The organism is Desulfomicrobium salsuginis (assembly GCF_054657795.1).
This window is the reverse complement of the sequence record NZ_BAAHYA010000002.1, coordinates 1,005,103-1,025,561: the sequence shown is the minus strand read 5'-3', so window position 1 is coordinate 1,025,561 and position 20,459 is coordinate 1,005,103. Positions and strand designations below refer to the sequence as shown.

Below are 20,459 nucleotides of genomic sequence, written 5' to 3'. Positions count from 1 at the left end.
AGAAACTCAGTCTGTATCACTCGACTCAGAAAATTCATGTATGACAAACTAATGAACTGCGCTTATTTCTGCCACATTTCGGGAATTCGTCTTACGTCCTATTATCCTTGACAATTATTATTTCATAAGGCGTAACTGAACTTAGTAAAAACGTGGCCCCTTCAACCATCGGATTTGGGGCATCGTCCCGCCTGTATGGGATCATTTGGTGATAAGAACTGCCGGTCAGGCAATTTTTTGCGCTACCAATTCCAGATTGATTAGCGGCTTTGCACTGCGTATATAATAGTACTTTGTTCATGCCCATTTGGCAAGTAAGCTTGTATTTTTTAGCACTCATAGACATACATACTTGGCATATGTGGTTAGTTAAGCCAGCTAAAGTTATTTTATTGTAATTTGAAGTGTATTAATAAGATTGTTTAATTGGAAAGATAGGTGGAAATTCAATAACCTTCGTTTATATTTTTTTTGTTAGTTTTTTTTAAAGGATGTTTGGGGGTTTTATGCGCTATATTTCCAACCCACCAGATGCCGCTTCGCTGATGATGTCTGCGCGAAGTTTTGGCAATTACGATCTGGCCGGTGCTCTCGCCGATCTGATTGACAACAGCATAAAGGCCAAGTCTAAAATAATCCGACTCCAGTGCTTGTTTAACGACGGTGATCCAGAGATCAGGATTGCAGACAACGGCACAGGGATGTCTTTGGAAGAACTGTGCAAGGCCATGAGGCCTGCAAGCCGGACTCCCTGTGAAGAGAGAGCCCCTGATGACTTGGGTAGATTCGGCTGGGGAATGAAGTCCGCCTCGTTTTCCCAGTGTCGTTTTCTGACCGTTCTTACAAGAAAGAATGGTGAATATTCCGGGGCTTCTTGGGATCTGGACAGCCTTGACAACTGGAGTATGGGGATTCTCGGGGCTGACGAGGTCAAGTCTAACTCTTCAAAGGATCTGCTGGCTGCGGACGGGACCGAAATCATTTGGCGAAAATGTGACCGTCTGTCGGAAGGGCAGTCTCTCAACGATGAACAGTTCAATGAACTGATCGTTCACGCACGCAACAAGCTGGCACTCATCTATCACAGGTTTATCAACGGCGAAGTCAAATCAAAGAAACTTGTGATTGAACTTAACGGCATTCCGGTGCCTGAATACGATCCCTTTCACCGAAAACACGTAGCCACGATGCAGCTTGAATGTGAAACTCTAAAAATGGGTGGCAGAAAGAAGATCACAGTTCAATCATATATCCTCCCTCACTACTCGAAGCTCAAAGCACTCGATCTGGAAAAGCTTTCAGGTGACGAAGGGCTTCTGAAGAATCAAGGATTCTACGTCTACAGAAACAACCGCCTCATCATCTACGGAACTTGGTTTCGCTTGGTCAAGCACGGGGATCTTTCCCAGTTGGTGAGAGTCAGTGTCGATATCCCAAACTCCCTCGATGAAATCTGGAAGATCACTGTCGACAAATCCGACGCACAGCTACCGTCTGTTCTCAGATCGAGATTGAGGCAGATCGTTGAGGGATTGAAAAAACGCTCTGCCAAGGTTTTCAGGTCCAAGGGAGGAAAGATCAATGAACACGGAAAAGTTTCTGTCTGGAAAAGGTATGTGAAGAATGGGGAGATACGTTACGAGATCAACAGATCACATCCTCTTCTGACGGCGCTCTACAAGGATGCTTCTACAGATCTGGAAAATAAAATTGATGGTGCCTTGCGAGTCATTGAGCAGGAGTTTCCGGTTAACAAATTCGGGGAAGATCTTTCCAGCGGGACTGAAAATATTAATCAAGCTGAGACCAATCCAGAGCATTTCATGGACTTTCTATCAGCTTCGCTCCCGGGGATTCTTTCAGAATGCAACGGCAAGATTAATCTGATGATAGACAGAATTAAAAGTGCAGAGCCATTCAGCAGTAACTGGTTAATGGTTAATGAATTTCTGACGAGGGAAGGGTGGATTAATGAATAATCATGAAAGCAAAATAGCTTTTTTCCGCATAGAAATCTCTAAAATGGGAAAATTGTCTCGTGAAATCATAAGGGAGACAGTGCTAGGCGGTCCATGGTCTTTCCCTGAAGAGGAGCTGGAATCCATTATACGCCACCTCGAGCATACATTCGACATTACCCAGACAGTTGGCTCTTCACTAAAAAGTACGGTTTACAAACCTTGGCTTTTGGAAAGGAAATCTGAAATAGATTTCTTCTACTGGAGCCGACTCCAGCGCTATTACTTGGAGAAGGGAATTCTCCCACCCAACGTTGTGGGCACCCTTGATACGGATACGGACGAAATTCTTGATTATTCGGGAAATCCAGCTCTTGAAGGCCCATGGAAGCGTCGTGGCATGGTCGTGGGCCATGTCCAGTCGGGAAAGACTACAAACTATTCAACATTAATCTGCAAGGCGGCAGATGCAGGATACAAGGTCATCATTTTGCTCGCCGGCATAACTAACTCGCTCCGACAACAGACCCAAGAGAGACTGGACGAAACTTTCATCGGCAAGAAGTCGGTCTTTCAGGCCGCAGCCCAAGAACCCCTCTCCATCATCAACTTTGCAGAGAAGAGGCGATTCCCTGCCTATGGGACGTCACGCGACAGAGATTTTCTAAAGGATGCGGCGTCCACCTACGGTGTTAGTCTTGCGGCGCTGAACGAGCCAATCATTTTTATAACTAAAAAAAACAAGACGACCCTTGAGAGGCTCAGGGATTGGTTGAAGGAGCAGAATCTTACAAAAAAGATCAATCAGCCCATTCTTCTGATTGATGATGAGGCAGACAATGCCTCCATAAATACTGCAAACAATCCGAACCAAGTTACGGCCATAAACAGGGCAATACGAGAGATACTGGCTCTGTTTTCAAGGTCAACTTATATCGGATATACTGCAACACCATTTGCCAATATATTCATCGACCCCGAATCCGAAAGCGAAATGCTTGAGGATGATCTGTTTCCAAGAGATTTCATCAAAGCCCTCGATCCTCCAAACAATTACGCCGGGGCAACACGAGTGTTCTCCGAGCGGGGTGACCTCAAGTCTTCAATGGTTGTCCCGCTGGACTCCGATACAGATGAATTTGCGACAATCCTCCCCTTGAATCATAAAAAGAATCAGGTTGTTTCTTTGTTGCCGAAATCGCTGGAGAGGGCCGTCCGTACCTTCATCCTTTCAAGGGCGATCAGAATACTGAGAGGTGACGGCAACAAGCATTGTACGATGATGATCAATGTCAGTCGCTTCAATGATGTCCAACAGGCGATATTCGGATTGGTTTACAACTATCTGGGTTTGCTTAAAAATTCGATAGTCATCAACTCGGGGCTTGGCGCCGGGGCATTCAAAGACGCGCACATGCTTGCGTTTAAGGAGACTTTCGAATCGGAATACGGAGAGATTGGATATTGTTTTTCTGAAATTCAGCGTGTTCTCAACAGCGCCGTTGGCAGCATCTCCGTGAGAACAATCAACATGAGGGGCGGTGTACTTGATTATTCAAAATACAAGGACACTGGACTCCATGTCATAGCAATTGGTGGACTCGCGCTGTCCCGTGGGTTGACGCTTGAAGGTCTGACGGTCTCCTATATTCTCAGGAATGCATCTGCCTCTGACACTTTGATGCAGATGGCAAGATGGTTCGGATACAGACCAGGGTACGAAGATGTCTGTAAGCTCTACATTCCTGACAGATCGCTTGATCACTATGAATTCATCACGGAGGCCATTGAAGAACTCAGAGCTGAAATCAATCGGATGGAGCTGGTACACATGACACCAAATGATTTCGGCCTCCGTGTGCGACATGACCCTGCGGCAATAAGAATTACGGCTGCTAACAAGATGAGGACTGCCACGCAAATGACCATCGCCCAAGATTATTCAGGGCGCCATGTCGAAGGCTATATTCTCCACAATGATGAAATGGTCAATAGTAGAAACCGTACTCTGACTCAGAATTTCCTCAGGAAATGCGGTGAGCATGAGCCAATTGAAGGCAACTATATTCTCTGGAGGGGAATCGACGCCGTAACTGTATTTCCATTTATCAGAGATTTTTCCTTTCCTGAAGATCACGCTGATCTGGGTCTTATCTCGTCGAACAGATCTCTCTTCATGGACTACGTTTCTGACCGGCTCAAAGCAGACCTCAGTTCGTGGGACATCGCCATCCCTCTTTCGCAAACCAGTAAATTCACGTCCAAGGAGATTCTTCCAAATGTGGAGTTGGCACTGAGAAGTCGTGAGGCGGGAAGAGTAGACAGCGGAAAGTACAAGGTGACAAGCAAAAACAGAGTTGCCAACCCTGGTGATGAGAAGCTCGGCCTAAGCAGCGAAGAACGACAGGCGGCGGAATTCGAGATCGAAGGCGGAAGCACAGAGAGAGGGTGCTGTTCATACAGCCGTCACAGAAAAAGGCCTCTGCTTCTGATACATGCGTTCGAAGCTAAGCTCAAGGAAGAGCCCAAAGGGGAGGCTCTCCAGCTGTCCAACCCAGTCGTAACTTTGACTTTCTGTCTCCCGGCAACGTCTGTAAAAGCAGTTGAACGAACTTATCAGGTCAACCTTGTGTATAGGCGTCAAATTCTAGAAGCCGCTGTGGAGCCACCTGATGATGACGAACCAATGATTGATGGAGTGGAGTATGCCTGAGAAGTGGGATGATTTCAAAAGAAGTGACCACCCATCTGAACTGAGAGTGCGCCGCGTTAACCCACTCCATCCGATGGATTTCTTCTACGGCAAGGATTTTTACGGAAATTACGTTTTCACTCTCAGAGGCAGGCTCACCGGCACGCTACCGAGAAATCCGAAACAGCTGGCTGGGTTGGATATAGTACTGGATACATGGGGTGAGGGAGAGTTCGAACTTCGGCTCAGACTGATAGACGCGGCACAAGTGGATATTTTCAAGGCGCTCTGTGCCAATCTGATGTCCGCCACGAGAATGCTTCAGCGAGATCAGCACGTAGCCGGTCTTGAAACCACGCTCCGTCGGCTTGCGAGATGGCAGGAGCTGCTCAAATCCAGAATGGAGGACATCCTTTCTCGAAGTCAAATCATCGGGCTGTGGGGAGAGCTTCTGTTCTTTAGGGACATTTTACTGGGGCATCTTGCACCGCATGAGGCCTTGTCATCGTGGCGGGGTCCGTTTGGCGACGAGCAGGATTTCATTCTCGGCTCTTGGCTGATGGAGATCAAGACGCAGTTGAGCAGCTCCGACCGCAAGATTCAGATTGCATCAGCAGAACAATTGGATACAGTTTCCGGACAAATTGTGATTTGTCATCAGATCATCGGTCCAGCAGGGAATGAAGATCCGCAGGCAATGTCATTGAATGATCTGATTGTAAGTGTTTCCGAAAGAATGGGAAAGGATACAGCAGCGATCGATAATCTTCGTTCAGTCCTCATTGAGTTCGGGTACATGAAAAGAAGCGAGTACGATGCTGAAAAATGGATTATCAATGAGCGGTGCTACTATCTGGTTGGGGAAGGATTTCCAGCCATCAAGGCGTCCGAGCTTGTTTCTGGGATCACGGAAGTCAAATACAGCATCAGGAGGGAATCGATCAGCGATTTCCTAGTAGCAGAAGATCAGTTCAAGGACTCTGTTTTTGGTCAGGATTATTCCGAGAGGTAATCTGTCATGCAAAATATAGAAGAAGCTTATGCAGAATTGTGGAAAGACATCAAAAGGGACTCTTATGCTTTCGGTCAGCCGCAGCCGGAAAGTTTTTTCAATATTTATGCTGAGATTGCAGCAGGAAATGGAGATTGTCTGGATCTGACCTATACTCCGGTCAAAAAGGAAGGGACGACTGGATATCAAGTTGACGGATATGCTCTCGATACGGAGCGAGGTGAGCTTTATCTCGCAATCGTCGACCTGAGAGATGACGAGGAAATAGCGCCACTGAACCAGAGTCAAGTCAATTCTCTCTACGGAAGGGTTGAGCGATTCTATAAAAATGCTATAAAACCTGGGTACATAAATACTATTGAGGAAACTAGTCCGACATTTCAAGTCGCATATCCGATTTTTTCAGATAATGCGCTGTTCAAGAGAGTCCGCGTTATCATATTTTCAAACGCAAGACTTGCTTCAAGAAAGAAGACGGTTGATTCTAGAGAGATTGCAGGAAAGAAATTTATCTACAATATTCTCGATTTTTCAAGATATATCGACATTCTCAAGTCCATGGGGTCTCCAGAACCGATAGAAATCGACCTTGAAGAGGAATTCCAGACAACACTTCCTTGTCTCAAAGTGCATACAGGAAGCACGGAATATGCATCCTACTTGGTGGTCATGCCTGGATGTCTTCTTTCCAGAATCTATGAAATTTACGGTGCAAGACTTTTAGAGCAGAACGTCAGAACGTTTCTGCAGGCCAAGACAAAGGTCAATCAGGCAATCATCACGACCATTGAAAAATATCCCCAGATGTTCTTTGCATATAACAATGGGCTTACAGCGACAGCTTCTGGAGTGACGACGAAGGAGCTGGCCGGGGGGACAACGATCAAGGCCATCAACAACCTTCAAATTGTCAACGGGGGGCAGACTACAGCGTCCATCCTCTATGCAAGAGATAATAAAAAAGCAAACCTTGATAACGTTTTTGTCCAGATGAAGCTAAGTGTGATTTCGGAGGAACGCGTCGATGAAACCGTTCCGAAGATATCTAGGTATGCCAACTCTCAGAACAAGATCAGTGATGCCGATTTCTTCTCAACTCATCCGTTCCATGTCGAAATGGAGAAGATCTCCAGAAGGCTTTCAGCTCCCCAGAAAGAAAACGCCTTTACCGCCTCAAAGTGGTTCTACGAAAGAGCCAGAGGTCAGTACAAGAACATGTTTGCATATGGGAAGATATCGGATAAGCGTAAGTTTGAAACCGAGTTCCCGTCAGATCAGGTTATCACGAAGACAGACTTTGCGAAATATGCACTCACATTCGAGTGTCTGCCACATCTTGTCAGCCAAGGGGCTCAGAAGTGTTTCATGCATTTTGCTGACATGATTGGAAAGGATTGGGAAGAAAACTCTAACAGTTACAACGATGGGTATTTCAAAGATGTCATAGCCAAGGTCATTGTCTTTCGATGGACTGATAAGATGGTTGCACAATCAGTTTGGTATCGGGATGACCGTGGCTACAAGGCTCAGATTGTCACCTACACGATTGCGTGGCTGGTCAATCACCTCAAGGCCGGCGGCAATTTTTATCTGGATCTCCAGCAGATCTGGAACAAACAAACCCTTTGCGATGGGCTGAAAGCTGCGCTTGAGAATCTGGCTCCACAGGTCTACTTAAAAATTAAAGACGCGCCTCCAAACGTTAAAAACTTGGGCGAATATTGCAAGAAACAGGCTTGCTGGGCGGCTGTGTCCAGCCTAAAAGTCGAACTTCCGGGGTCGCTGAAGACAGCGCTTATTCATGCTGATCAGTTGAAACTGATCAAGAAAGAGAGCTTAGCGGTCAAAAAAATGACCAATGAAATTGAATTTGAGACTAGATTGCTTGAACTCATGCCTGCGATGAATGAAATCATGGAGTTTGCTCGTTCCAGAAGACTTCTTTCGCCGAAGAGTCATGCCGCTCTCAGTAAAATAAATTCTGGAAACATTATTATAAGCGCCTCCGAGAAGAATACTTTGGAGTTTCTTTTCAAACGCATGAATGAAATGGGATATGAATTTAATGTGTGATTTTGATGATGAAAAGTTGCCATAATTTCAGCATGAAATAATGACTATCAACCGGACGGGTTTTCTTGGGACAATTGGAAGTTGTATAATGCGATCGGAAGTTGTCTTTGGCCACCTGCGACGAAATAAGCTTGATTAAACCCGTAAAGGTAGTTTTGAAAAAATATCAGATTCGGGCAGGGGAAGCAACGCAGGCAGCACGATTTTTTTAGGGTTAACTCCTCTCGGAGTGATCTCGGCTGGGGTGAATAATATTTTTGTAAGGGGGCAGCCGTCGATATTCGATCCCACAAGGAGTCGATATGACCGCACGCAATCCACTTCCAAGTGGCCTGATTGACAAACTCCTCGCGGATCACAAGAAGCTTGGAAGCTTCATTGGCGAAGAAGGTCTTCTAACGCAACTGACAGGGCCCTCGACGAACAAGCCCTCAATGCCGAAATGATCGACCATTCAACGCATGGTCCCGTTGCAAGTCCTATCGCCAATCTCGGAACGGCCACAGCCTCAAACCCCCCAAAGGCTGATTTTGGCGAACTTCCAATTGGTTTTTTCCGTCACTGCCTGGGCGCCTTCGAGGCACGGCTCATCATCAAGCGCCAGCCCCTTTGGACGGGCTCCGATGACAAGATTCTACTCTCCTATGCTGTGGATGAACGGGAGTTCGTTTTCATTCTTCGAAGAGGCTATGAACAATGCATGCAATTTGTTTGGCTAAATACGGAGGAACGGCATTGCCAACTTGGGTATACTGACTTGTTCTAGGGCCGCAAAAAAAATAATCATCCGGGAAAGTTTGCAGCCTTGCAGCTTCTCGTACAGTTAAGCTCCGGCACTGAAGTGGATCAGGATGAATATAGTAATGTCCATCTTTTGAAATATGGCTCGTAATAGTTGTTGATGGTAGGGACGCTAACTGGACTCGGAATCTATCTGCAAAATTTCCGGAATTCCAGTTGCCATGTTCAGGAGCCAATCCAGGTAAAGAAAAATCGTTTTCTCCCTTTGGAGATCTGTTAAAAGTTTTGGCAAATACAGATGCAAATGCATATCTTCTTAAATCAGAAACCATATGGGACTTACTTTCGTGATTTAAGCATGTATCCGGCCAAATACCGCGTAACCATCTTTGAAGATCAGGGGGAAGTTTTTTTGAGAAATTGAGCTTATTTTTTCTTTGGGCGTAACGATTATATTTTTTAATGGAAACTAAATAACCATTTTCATTCAATTCGTCTGCAAAATCATGCATTCCAGCTTTCTGCGCATGTTTAGCCAAATTCCATAGCTCTCGAGCAACATATAAATGCCATTTTGCTTGATCATCTGGTTCTCTTGTCAAGCCACTGCGCAATTTCGGAAGGTCTGACAACATGTTTGAGACAGATGGTGGTTGTTGAAATTTTAATAAATCTGGTTTTTTACATATATCATTGCGTACTCCAAGGAGGATTACTCTGTGTCGAGTCTGGGGAATTCCATAATCTTCTGATTTGACAATATAATCAGACGTGTCGACATCGGCAATATCCATTCCTTGTTCATAGTAAACTGGTTTTACGATGGAATATATTTTATAGCCAGTACAATTATTTTTGCAATCCGGATCTCCTCCATTTGCCAAATCATTCAATATTTTATATGCAATGTATTTTCCTTCAATTTTGCATGAAAGCATGCCTCGCACATTTTCCATAACAAATACAGCAGGCTTGTATTTATTTAAAACTTTTAAGTATTCTTGATACAAAAAATGTCTTTTATCGTTTGATGGATTATATTTTGTGTTACCTTGGTTGCGAACACGTCCGACGACAGAGTATGCTTGGCATGGTGGTCCGCCAATCAATGCCCACTTGTTAACGTTGAAAAGGTGTGTATCGAGATGCTTATATAATTTAAAATCTCCTTGCTTGCTTCCAAGTTCTAAGCATAGAGCTTCATTATTTGCCTTGATCCAGAGAGGAGATGTCCTTGAATTGTAGGGCTTAGGAACTTGTCCAAGACAATATTGATACAATTCAGATGGGTCTTCTTGGTTGAGTATTAGACTTCTATAAAAAGCTCGAAGGCGTAAGGTTTCGTGTGCATATGGATCCATCTCTGCCGAAACGATAATTTCAAATGGGCAAGATTGCGAATTGTCGACAAAGGCGGAAAAACCTTCTCCCAAGCCTCCTGGTCCGGCAAAAATATCGACAACGGGTATTGTTTTCATTAATTCAGTTGGTTAGGATTGAAATATTTTTATGGCAAGGGCTCAATTGCCAAGATTGAAATGAAAAAGCAACAAGGAAAGCGGGCACCATGGCAGATATAGTGGATTCAAAAAAAAGAAGTGAAATAATGTCTGCGATCAAACAAAAAAATACTAAACCTGAACTCTTGGTCCGTCGATATTTTCACGCTAAGGGTCTAAGATATCGGCTCCACAGAAAAGATTTGCCTGGGAAGCCAGATTTGGTTTTCCCAAAATTTAAATTAGTTGTATTTGTTCATGGATGTTTCTGGCACAGACATGAAGGATGTTCAAAATCATATGTTCCAGCTTCAAATTACGATTTCTGGAATAATAAATTCAATGAAAATATAGCAAGAGATAATAAATGTATTTCCAAATTGAAACAGTTAGGGTGGGAAGTTGTTGTAATATGGGAGTGTCAAATAAATGAAAAAATGTTGGAATTTTATGTTGAAAAAATTATGAATACCAATAAATGCACGTCAAGTAAAGTATGATAAATAATAAAATAATTTAATATTTAGGATGTGAGAATCGGCTGCGATTTATCAAAGCTTGTACCGCTGCCGATGCCACGCCAGATTCTCCGTCGCCGGGTAGTGGCACTGCCTTTCCGGAAGGATCATCGGCCTGTGCGCGAATTGCTGGATATGCCCCGGCAGGTTGCCGTCTCGTGCTATCGAACGGGCGACGATGACGCGGTAGTCGTCGTCGAAACCCACCAAGCCGCTGTCGAAGGTCCAGTGGCAGAGCTTGCACAGGGCCAGGCCGTTGGCGGGGGTGTCGTCGTGGGACACTGCCCAGTCCTTGATGTGGGCGGCGTCGACCGCCGTGCGGCTGTCCGGGGAGATGATGCGGATGCCACACAGGGCGCAGCGGTGGTCGTAAACCTTGACGATGACCCTTCGGAATGCCTGGTCGCGGACGGGTTTTTCCACGGGTTTTTCGTAGGGCGCCGGCGCTTCCCGGAGGAGTTTGTCGGCATAGTTGAAGGCCGAGATCTGGGCAGTGGCCAAGTCGAGCAGCGGCTTTCCCAGCGCGGGCGCGAAGCAGCGGCGGATCAGGTCCAGCCGGGCCGTGGTGCGGTTTTCCGGTTTCCTCAGGCGATCGAAGATGCTTTGCTCCAGGGACGCCCAGGCGTACCGCTCCCGTACATTCTTCCAGGAGGACGGCTCCGTGGCGGGCAGCACCTTGCCGGGGAGCGGATGCAGGGTCCAGAAACCGTCCGTCTGCAGGTAGAAGAAGGGCAGGTGGATGCTCGGGCGCAGGCGGTCGGGCAGGATGGCGTTCCAGTAGAGCATGAACGCATCGGTCAGATCCTGGTCGGGTACGATCCGGTTTTCGGTAATCTTGCCGGCATCCATGAGGTCGATCACGGCAAGGAGCAGGACGGGCTTGTACGGCGCCCGGCCGAGGGTTTCTGCCGTCCAAGTGCTTCTGTTGGTATCCTGCCGGATGGGTGGAAAGGCGAATGGTGGCTCAAGCATGGGGTTTTGTAGCGTCCAAGGGAGGAAATGTCAGTAGGAGAATACGCTAATTTTAATGCTTATATCCGGTTCGCGCGTTCTATCTTCCATCATCACTTTGTCCCGCAATGCCAAATTTTCACGTCGGCCTATTGCATTTCGACAACGAGTTCGCCTTCATCGTCATCCATGGGCAGCGAAAGCAGCGTCGAGGATGCCTCGGCTGGCAGTTCCTGGACGTTTCGGAGCTTGCGGCCGATGGCGCGGGTGCGGATCTTGGCCTTTTCGATGGTCTCCGAAGCCTGGTGGATGCGTTTCTGCACCGCGTCCAGGACCTCGCCGTACTTGGTCCATTCCGTCTTGACCGCTCCGAGCAGGGTCCAGACCTCGCTGGAGCGTTTCTGGATGGCCAGGGTGCGGAAGCCCATCTGCAGGCTGTTCAGGATTGACCACAAGGTCGTCGGGCCGGCGATGACCACTCGGCAATCGCGCTGGATGCATTCAGCGAGGCCCGGGCGGCGGATGACCTCGGCGAAGAGCCCTTCGATGGGCAGGAAGAGGATGCCGAAGTCCGTGCTGACGGGCGGGTTGACGTACTTGTCCCGGATGTCTTTGGCGCAGGCCTTGACCCTGATTTCGAGTTGCTTGCCGGCCGTCTCGATGCCTTCGGCGTCGGCGCGCTCCTGGGCGTCGAGGAGGCGCTGGTAGTCCTCCACCGGGAACTTGGCGTCGATGGGCAGCAGCACTGGGGCCTCGCCGTCCTGGCCGGGCAGCTTGACGGCGAACTCGACGCGCTCGGCGCCGTCGCGGGTGGAGGCGTTGCGCACGAACTGCTCGGCGCTCAGGACCTGCTCCAGCAAGGCCCCGAGCTGCACCTCGCCCCACGTGCCGCGCGTCTTGACGTTGGTCAGGACCTTTTTCAGGTCGCCCACGCCCGTGGCCAGGGTCTGCATCTCGCCCAGGCCCTTGTGGACCTGTTCGAGGCGCTCGCTGACCTGCCGGAAGGACTCGCCGAGCCGCTTCTCCAGAGTGCCCTGGAGCTTTTCGTCGACGGTCTGGCGCATGTTTTCGAGCTGTTTGGCGTTGTCGTCCTGCAGCATCTTCAGTTTGGTCTCGACGGTGGAGCGGACGGTCTCCAGTTTGGCGGCATTGGTCTCCGAGAGCTGGTTCATGGCCGCGGCCATGGCGTCGAGCTGGGATTTCTGCGTCTTGCCGAGTTCGCCCATGGTCCTGGCCGTGGTTTCGGAGACGGCGGTCAGGGCCCTGACGATCTCCTCCCGCAACTCCTTGGCGCTGCCCGAGGCCTGGACGCGCATGGCGTCGAGGCTCCCGGAGGTGGTTTTTGTCAGTTCGGACAGCTGCCCCGAGAAGGCGTCGAGCTGGACCTTCTCGGCCGCCGAGAGGTCCTTGAGGGTCGTGTTCATGGACTCGGAGATCTTCGTCAGCGTAGCCACGACTTCCTCCCGCAGGCTCTTGGCGTGGGCAGCGGATTCGAGTGTGACGGCGTCGAGCTTGTCGGAGGTTCCCTTGGCGGCCGCCGCGAACTGCGTTCCGAAGGCGTCCATCCGGATCATCTGCGCCTCGCCGACGCTCTTCATGTTCATGGTCACGGCTTCGGCGATGTCCTTCAGCGTCGAGACCACTTCGCCGCGCAAGGCCGTGGAGTTCTCGGCCGCCTGTTTTTCGAGGAGGGCAAGCTGGTCCTGGTTGGATCTGGTGAAGTCGGAAAACTGCGCGGCCAATGCGTCGAACCGACGCCCCTGGGCGCAATGCGCATCGGCCATACGCTGCAGCACGCCCCCCGCCAGTTCCCTGAAACTCTCGGCGACCTCCCGGCGCTGATCGCCCAGCATGCGACCGGACTCGATCCGTCCCTGGCCGATTTCGTCCTTGATGAGGCGGGCCGTCATTTCCATGGACTTTTCGAAGGCCTCGAGCCGTGCGCCCATGAGCAGGGCGCTGCGCGACATGCGGTACAGAACGACGAGGAGAAGAAGAATGGCTGTCGCGGACAGGGCGACGGGGCCGTACATGAGCAGTTCGTTCACGATCACCTCCACTGGTTCACGAAGCCTTAGTGGACGGGGCGGACATTTTCCAGCCGAAGTTCATGGGTAGTCCCGTGCTGCGGGGATCATCCGTTCCTGAAGACCGGCACTCCTAGGCGCGGAATCATGCGCTGGATGGGGAATTTCGCGTCTGCCCCGCTGTGCGTCATCAGCGCTCCTCCTGTGGCGCTTTTCGAGGCGCTGCCCATGATTTCAAAATGCGGCGAAGAGGGGTACGGTCGTCCGCAAGGTCCGGGAACTGGGCGTTCTGTAAGGAGGTTGTTATGAGCCACGATCAGATCGCGATCACGGTCGTCATGATGGCAGTCATCGGCATGTTCATGTGGGGCAGGTGGCGGCACGACATGGTGGCTGTCGGGGCTTTGCTGGCCTGTGTCGTGCTCGGACTGGTCGCTCCTGGACAGGCTTTTGCCGGTTTCAGCCATCCCGCGGTGGTCACCGTGGCGTGCGTGCTGGTGCTCAGTCGCGGCCTGCAGCTTTCTGGAGCCGTCGACGTGCTGAGCAGGGCCGTGCTGCCGGATTCCGCCAGACCGACGGCGAGCATAGCGGCGCTGGCTGCCCTTGCCGCTGTCTTGTCGGCTTTCATGAACAATGTCGGTGCATTGGCTCTGCTGATGCCTGTCGCCATTCAGGTTGCGAGCCGTTTGGATCTCCCTCCGGGGAAGCTGCTGATGCCCCTGGCCTTCGGGTCGATCCTCGGTGGCACCATGACCCTGATCGGAACCCCGCCCAATCTGATCGTCTCGGGTTTCCGGGGCTCCCGGCCGGACATGGGCGCCTTCGGCATGTTCGATTTTTCCATGGTCGGCTTGCCGCTGACCGCCGTCGGCGTCGTCTTCATCGCCCTTGTCGGCTGGCGCCTGGTTCCGGCACGGAAGCAGGCCGGAACCGCCGGTTTCGAGACGAGTTCCTACATCACCGAGCTTCGCGTTCCGGAAAACAGCGCCATCGAAGGCAAACAGGTCCGGGAGGTGACGCGGGTGCTGGCGGATCTCGATGCGCAGATGCTGGATCTCGTGCGCAACGACGTCTACGTGCGCTCACCCCGGCCCGGCAAAGTCCTGAGGGCTGGAGACATCCTCGTGCTTGAAGCGAACGTCGGCGTTCTGGCGGAGGTGCTGTCTCGGCTGGATCTCAAGCTGGAAGAAGACAAGCCGCCGGCTGGCAGCGACGGCGCCGACAAGGGCGATGGCGACCGTCAGGAAGAGCGCGTCGGCGCCGGCATGGCAAAATCCTCAGGCAGCACCGGGCCCGAAGCCGACCAGGAAGAGGGAGGCGAGACGCCGCCAGAATCCGTGCACGACACGGAGGCCGGGTTGGTTGAAATGGCAGTGTTGCCGGAATCGCGGATTGTCGGGAGTTCCGCAAGCGACCTGTTGCTGCGCAGCCGGTACGGCATCAATCTGCTTGCGGTCGCACGGCAGGACTCTTTCACGATTGCCAGGCTTCGTTCCCTCAGGTTCAAGCCCGGCGACGTGCTGCTCTTGCAGGGACGCAGGGACGTCTTGAACGAATTTGCAAACAGTTCCGGCTGCGTCCCCCTGGCGCAACGCGACCTGAACATCCCGGACAAGCGGAAGGCCCTTCTGGCTGCGGGCATTCTCGGGGTGTCGGTTGGCGTGGCCGCCTTGGACCTGCTTCCCGCCGCGGTGTCCTTCGCTGGCGGCGTGCTGGCGTCCATGGCGCTGCGAACCGTCCCGCTGCGCACTGTCTACGAGGCGGTCGACTGGCCTGTGGTCATCTTGCTGGGGGCGCTTCTGCCTGTAGCGGGCGCCATGCAGAGCACCGGCCTGGCGGACCTGATCGCGCGCCTGCTGCTGGACACCATGGCGCAGGGAAATGCCTTTGTCGGCCTGGCGGTGATCATGGCCACGACCATGGTGCTGACCGATTTCATGAACAACACCGCCACCGCGGCCGTGATGGCTCCCGTCGGGCTGGGCGCGGCGCTCAGGCTGGGCGTGAACCCGGACACGTTTCTCATGGCGGTCGCCATCGGGGCTTCCTGCGCCTTCCTGACCCCTATCGGACACCAGAACAACACCCTGATCCTCGGCCCCGGGGGGTTTCGTTTCGGCGATTACTGGCGCATGGGGCTGCCGATGGACGTTCTCGTCCTGTCCGTAAGCCTTCCGCTGCTGCTCATATTCTGGCCGTTGTGAGGGGTGCGCGCAACAGGGCCGCGAGCCGTCACTGCTTGCCGGACGCCGGCGCGACGAGAAAGGCCGCCTGCCTTGTGGGAAAGCAGGCGGCCCAGGGAGGGGGAGGGAGCAGGCGTTCCGCAGTCTCCCGGCATCGTTCGATGCCGGGGGGCTAGGGCAGCATCCAGCTCAGGGGGTAGGCTTGGAGATATGTCAGCACGCTGACGAAGATGATCATGGCGATGGAGTGCTTCAGGGTGAAGAGGAAGAGGTTGCCTTCCTCGCCGACCATGTTGGCCGCGGCCGTGGCCACGGAGATGGACTGCGGGGAGATCATCTTGCCGGTGACGCCGCCGGAGGAGTTGGCGGCCACGCACAGTTCCGGGGACACGCCGATCTGCTGGGCGGTGGTCATCTGCAGGTTGCCGAAGAGCAGGTTCGACGAGGTGTCGGAGCCGGTCAGGAACACGCCCAGCCAGCCGATGACCGGCGAGAAGAGCGGGAAGAAGTGGCCGGTCTGGGCAAAGGCCAGGCCCAGGGTGGAGCTCATGCCGGAGTAGTTCATGAGGTAGGCCAGGCCCACGATCATGGCGATGGTCACGATGGGGAAGCGCAGCTGCACCACGGTCTTGCCGAAGCAGGACACGGCGCGCCCGACGCCGTATTTGGGCAGCACGGCCAGGGACAGGATGCCGGCGATGAGGACGGCGGTGCCGGGGGAGGTCAGGTAGTTGAACTTGTACATGGCCTTGTAGACGGTTTCCTGGGCCACGACGGGCACGGTCTTGCTGATCAGGGAATCCAGGCCCGGCCAGGCGAAGTTGATGACCGTGGACTTCATCATGTCCTGCACGGGCTTGAGGCCCCAGATGAAGACCATGGCGGCGAGGATGACCCAGGGCATCCAGGCGCGGATGACATCACCCTGGGAGTAGTTGCAGACGGCCTTGCCGGTGGAGGCGGGCTCGTTGGGGAAGCGCCAGATGCTCTTGGGCTGCCAGACTTTGAGGAACATGCCCAGACCGACGATGGTGGCGATGGCCGAGAGGACGTCGGGGAGCATGGGGCCGACGAAGTTGGAGGTCACGAACTGGGTCGTGGCGAAGCACAGGCCGGCCACGATGCAGGCCGGGAGCACTTCCATGGAGCGCTTGAAGCCGCACATGGTCACGGACAGCCACAGGGGCACGATGATGGACAGGAAGGGCAGCTGGCGGCCGGTGATGGCGCTGATGTGCATGACATCGAGCTTGGTCAGTTCGGCCACGGCGATGATAGGGATACCCAGGGCGCCGAAGGCCACGGGCGCGGTGTTGGCTATGAGGCACAGTCCGGCGGCGTAGAGGGGGTTGAAGCCCAGGCCGACGAGCATGGCTGCGGTGATGGCCACGGGTGTGCCGAAGCCTGCCGTGCCCTCGATGAAGGAGCCGAAGGCGAAGGCGATGAAGATGGCCTGCAGGCGCCGGTCCTCGGTGATGGTGGCCAGGGAGCTCTTGATGATCTCGAACTGTCCGCTCTCGACGGTCATGTTGTAGACCCAGATGGCGGTCACGACGATCCAGACGATGGGGAAGATGCCGACCCCGGCGCCGTAGAGGAAGGAGGATGCGGCCAGCTGTGCGGGCATGCCCCACACGGCCACCGCCACGATCAGGGCGCCGAGCACGGCCAGGCCAGCGGCGAAATGCCCTTTTGCTCTTTTCACCGCAAGCATGAAAAAGAGGATGTAAAGAGGAATTGCCGCAACAAGGGCAGATCCCACAATACTGTTAAAGGGGTCATAAACCTGAATCCAATTCATGGAAGCTCCAAATGCGTTAAAGGTTGTACCGAATTATCCCCAAAACAGAGCCGTTACGGCAAAAGTGATTTTCCGGCCTGCGCGGCCAACTCGTAGACGGGGCCCGGCAGGATCCCCAGCGCCAGGAGAACGGCCGCGAAAAGTGTGCCGAGGGCCAATCCGCTGTTTTTGGTCTCGGACGCGGATGACGGGTCATGCGTGTAGGCATGCCGGACCAGGCTCAGATAGAAGTAGATCGAGATGGCCGTGTTCAGGGCCGCGATGATGACCAGCCAGTCGTAGCCCCGGCCCCAGGTCGCGGTCAGCAGGAAGAGCTTGCCCATGAACCCGGCGGTGGGCGGCAGGCCGACCAGGGAGAACGCGGCCACGGCCAGGACGAAGGCGAAGACCGGGCTGCGCTGGTGCAGTCCGTCCAGATCCGCGTAACGCATGTTCCGGCCGTCCTTGGACAGGTGGCAGACGACCCAGAAGCAGGTCAGGTTCATGAGGATGTAGACCAGCGCGTAGAACGAGGCCGAGGCCAGTCCCTCGGCGGTCCCGGCCACCAGGCCGATGATGACGTATCCGGCGTGGGCGATGGAGGAGTAGCCGAGCATGCGCTTCACGTCGTCCTGGACCAGGGCCGAGAGGTTGCCGAAGGTCATGGACACCGCGCCCAGGACGGCCAGGATGGTCATGCCGGGCTGACCCGGCACCAGAAGGGAGGCCAGGCGGACCAGGATGACCACGGCCCCGAGCTTGGGCAGGGTCGCGGCGTAGGCCGCCGTCTCGTTGCTCGTGCCCTGGTAGACGTCCGGGCACCAGAAGTGGAAGGGGAACAGGGCCAGCTTGTACATGAACCCGGCCATGAACATGATCAGGCCGACCAGGGCGCCGGGGTTGGTGGCGAAGTCCCACGGCTTGGCCGTGAGCTCCGCAAGGAAGGTCGTGTGCTGGGACGCGGTGATGTAGGCGAACCCGTACAGGGAGACCGCCGTGGCCGCCGCGCCGAAGAGCACATACTTGATCCCCGCCTCGGCCGCCCGCTTGTCGCCCGCCCGCAGGGGGATCAGGGCGTAGAGGGCGTAGGAGGAGATCTCAAGGGAGATGTAGATGGTCATGAGTTCCACGGAACTGGCCAAGAGCATGAGGCCCCACGCCGACAGGCACAGCAGCATGGAATAATCCGCGCGCATCTCGTCTTTGAGTGTCACCTGGCCCCTGGAGTTCGTCACGGCGATGAACAGACCCAGGGCCACGGCCATTTTCATGAATTGGGACAGGGGGTCCACCTGGTAGGTGCCGCCGAAGAGGGTGGCCGACTGCCCGAGGCTCGCCCCCGCCGCGGCCAGGACGGCCAGACAACCGACTGGGAGCCAGGTTCCGGCCACATTCTTGCCCGGTTTCGCGACCACAAGGCAGAAAATCAGGACGATCAGCCCCAGAAGCAGGATTTCAGGGAGAAGCGCGAGGGTCATTGGTTTGCCTCCTTGCCGTTCATCAACGGGGTATGGGCCAGGTTGATGGGCCTGGCGGTAGCCGCGTCCTCGGTCCTGGCCGAGAAATCCGTGAGCAGTTTGTCGATGGACGGGTCCATGACCTTGAGCGTCATGGTCGGGGCCAGGCCGATGTAGAGCACGAAGACCGCCAGCGGCGCGAGGTAGATCCATTCCCGCGGGCACAGGTCGGTGAATTTTGCGCCTTTGCTCGGTACGCCCCAGGCCAGCTTTTGCAGCAGGCGCAGCATGTAGGCCGCGGCGAGCATGGCGCCGGGGATGGCCAGGCCGCCGACCAGCAGGCTCTCCTGGAACGCGCCCACCAGGACCAGGGCCTCGCCCACGAAGGAGTTGGTGCCCGGGAAGCCCAGGGAGGACAGGGAGAAGAGCCCGAAGAAGAACATGTAGGCCGGCAGGTATTTGCCCAGACCCATGTTTTCGCTGATTTCACGGCTGTGGCTGCGCTCGTAGGCCGCGCCGACGAGCATGAACAGGCCGCCGGTGGTGATGCCGTGGTTGAGCATCTGCATGACTGCCCCCTCCACGCCACGCTGGCTGAAGAGGAAGATGCCCAGGGTCACGAAGCCCATGTGGCCCACGGACGAGTAGGCGATGAGCTTCTTCATGTCCTTCTGCCCGAGGGCGATGACCCCGCCGTAGAGGATGGAGGCCAGGGACAGGGCGATCATGAGGGGCGCGAAGGTCACGCAGGCGTCCGGGGTCAGGGGCATGCAGAAGCGCAGGAAGCCGTACGTGCCCATCTTCAGGAGCACCGAGGCCAGCAGGACCGACCCGGCCGTGGGCGCCTCGACGTGGGCGGCCGGGAGCCAAGTATGGAAGGGGAACATGGGGCACTTGATGGCGAAGGCCAGGGCCATGGCCAGGAAGGCCCAGAACTGCAGCCTGGGGCTGAAGGTCTTGGTCATCAGTTCCGGGATGGAGAACGTGCCCCCGGCGGCGTAGAAGGCGATGATGGCCACCAGCAGGAGCGTCGACCCCGCCAGGGTGTAGAGGAAGAACTTGATGGACGCGTAGCGCTTGTTGGGGCCGCCCCAGACCGCGATAAGCAGGTACATGGGCACGAGCATGGCTTCCCAGAAGAGGTAGAAGAGCACGAAGTCCAGGGACGCGAAGACGCCGACGCAGGCCGAGGTCATGAGCAGCAGGACGATGTGGAACTCCTTGATGCGTCTGGAGATGTAGTGCCAGGAGCAGAGCACGCACAGCGGCAGGAGGGCCACGGTCAGCAGGATCATGAGCAGGCTGATGCCGTCGATGCCGAGATGGTAGGTCAAACCCCACTGCGGCACCCAGGATGCCTTCTCCACGAACTGGAACCCGCCCGAGGCGAGATCGAAACCGGCCAGCGGGAGCGCCAGCGCGATCTCCGCCAGGCCCGCGGCCAGGGTCAGCCTGCGGATGGCCTCTTCGCCCTTCACCATGAGCAGCGCCAGGGACGCCGCCAAGGGGAAGAAGATGAGCGCGCTCAGGACCGGAAAGGATGATGCTGTCATGTTGGTCAGTCCTTG

12 protein-coding genes are annotated in these 20,459 nt (G+C 54.0%); 6 read left to right on the top strand and 6 right to left on the bottom strand.

Features of this window, described 5'->3' with window-relative positions; translation table 11 throughout:
• Window positions 1-506: 506 nt before the first annotated feature.
• Genes ACYQ3G_RS11785 through ACYQ3G_RS11770 form a run of 4 tightly spaced genes read left to right on the top strand, consistent with a single transcriptional unit; the run spans window position 507 to window position 7,735 of the window.
• The gene (locus ACYQ3G_RS11785; RefSeq protein WP_459826015.1) at window positions 507-1,979 is read left to right on the top strand and encodes an ATP-binding protein; all 1,473 of its coding nucleotides are present in this window, start codon (window positions 507-509) and stop codon (window positions 1,977-1,979) included.
• Window positions 1,972-4,671, top strand: a complete 2,700-nt coding sequence (locus ACYQ3G_RS11780; RefSeq protein ID WP_459826014.1) for a Z1 domain-containing protein — start codon at window positions 1,972-1,974, stop codon at window positions 4,669-4,671. The genes ACYQ3G_RS11785 and ACYQ3G_RS11780 overlap by 8 nt, the downstream gene beginning before the upstream one ends.
• On the top strand, window positions 4,664-5,662 hold the full coding sequence (locus ACYQ3G_RS11775; RefSeq protein ID WP_459826013.1) for a PD-(D/E)XK motif protein: 999 nt from the start codon (window positions 4,664-4,666) through the stop codon (window positions 5,660-5,662). Before ACYQ3G_RS11780 ends, ACYQ3G_RS11775 begins: the two co-directional genes overlap by 8 nt.
• A gap of 6 nt (window positions 5,663-5,668) precedes the next feature.
• Window positions 5,669-7,735 (top strand): AIPR family protein, encoded by a 2,067-nt coding sequence (locus ACYQ3G_RS11770; protein ID WP_459826012.1) that lies wholly within the window; start codon window positions 5,669-5,671, stop codon window positions 7,733-7,735.
• A gap of 671 nt (window positions 7,736-8,406) precedes the next feature.
• On the opposite strand, the gene ACYQ3G_RS11765 is transcribed toward ACYQ3G_RS11770, so the two are convergent.
• Complete coding sequence (locus ACYQ3G_RS11765; protein WP_459826011.1) at window positions 8,407-9,954, bottom strand: DNA cytosine methyltransferase; 1,548 nt, start codon at window positions 9,952-9,954, stop codon at window positions 8,407-8,409.
• An 89-nt stretch (window positions 9,955-10,043) separates the two neighbouring features.
• Here ACYQ3G_RS11765 and ACYQ3G_RS11760 point away from each other — a divergent pair, with 89 nt between their 5' ends.
• Window positions 10,044-10,475, top strand: coding sequence for a very short patch repair endonuclease (locus ACYQ3G_RS11760; RefSeq protein WP_459826010.1), 432 nt, complete (start codon window positions 10,044-10,046; stop codon window positions 10,473-10,475).
• A 51-nt stretch (window positions 10,476-10,526) separates the two neighbouring features.
• On the opposite strand, the gene ACYQ3G_RS11755 is transcribed toward ACYQ3G_RS11760, so the two are convergent.
• Together ACYQ3G_RS11755 and ACYQ3G_RS11750 are read right to left on the bottom strand one after the other, a co-directional pair.
• Window positions 10,527-11,465 (bottom strand): HNH endonuclease, encoded by a 939-nt coding sequence (locus tag ACYQ3G_RS11755; RefSeq protein ID WP_459826009.1) that lies wholly within the window; start codon window positions 11,463-11,465, stop codon window positions 10,527-10,529.
• Window positions 11,466-11,593: 128 nt separating this feature from the next.
• A complete protein-coding gene (locus tag ACYQ3G_RS11750) occupies window positions 11,594-13,492 on the bottom strand; it encodes a DNA recombination protein RmuC (RefSeq protein ID WP_459826008.1) in 1,899 nt (632 codons plus the stop codon).
• Between the two features lie 284 nt (window positions 13,493-13,776).
• Here ACYQ3G_RS11750 and ACYQ3G_RS11745 point away from each other — a divergent pair, with 284 nt between their 5' ends.
• Window positions 13,777-15,675, top strand: coding sequence for an SLC13 family permease (locus tag ACYQ3G_RS11745; protein WP_459826007.1), 1,899 nt, complete (start codon window positions 13,777-13,779; stop codon window positions 15,673-15,675).
• Window positions 15,676-15,826: 151 nt separating this feature from the next.
• Here ACYQ3G_RS11745 and ACYQ3G_RS11740 read toward each other — a convergent pair whose 3' ends face one another.
• Genes ACYQ3G_RS11740 through ACYQ3G_RS11730 form a run of 3 tightly spaced genes read right to left on the bottom strand, consistent with a single transcriptional unit; the run spans window position 15,827 to window position 20,444 of the window.
• Window positions 15,827-17,455, bottom strand: coding sequence for an L-lactate permease (locus ACYQ3G_RS11740; protein ID WP_459826006.1), 1,629 nt, complete (start codon window positions 17,453-17,455; stop codon window positions 15,827-15,829).
• 53 nt (window positions 17,456-17,508) lie between these two features.
• Window positions 17,509-18,912: an NADH-quinone oxidoreductase subunit N gene (locus ACYQ3G_RS11735; protein ID WP_459826005.1), complete on the bottom strand. Its 1,404-nt coding sequence runs from the start codon at window positions 18,910-18,912 to the stop codon at window positions 17,509-17,511.
• The gene (locus tag ACYQ3G_RS11730) at window positions 18,909-20,444 is read right to left on the bottom strand and encodes a complex I subunit 4 family protein (RefSeq protein WP_459826004.1); all 1,536 of its coding nucleotides are present in this window, start codon (window positions 20,442-20,444) and stop codon (window positions 18,909-18,911) included. Before ACYQ3G_RS11730 ends, ACYQ3G_RS11735 begins: the two co-directional genes overlap by 4 nt.
• Between the last annotated feature and the right edge of the window lie 15 nt (window positions 20,445-20,459).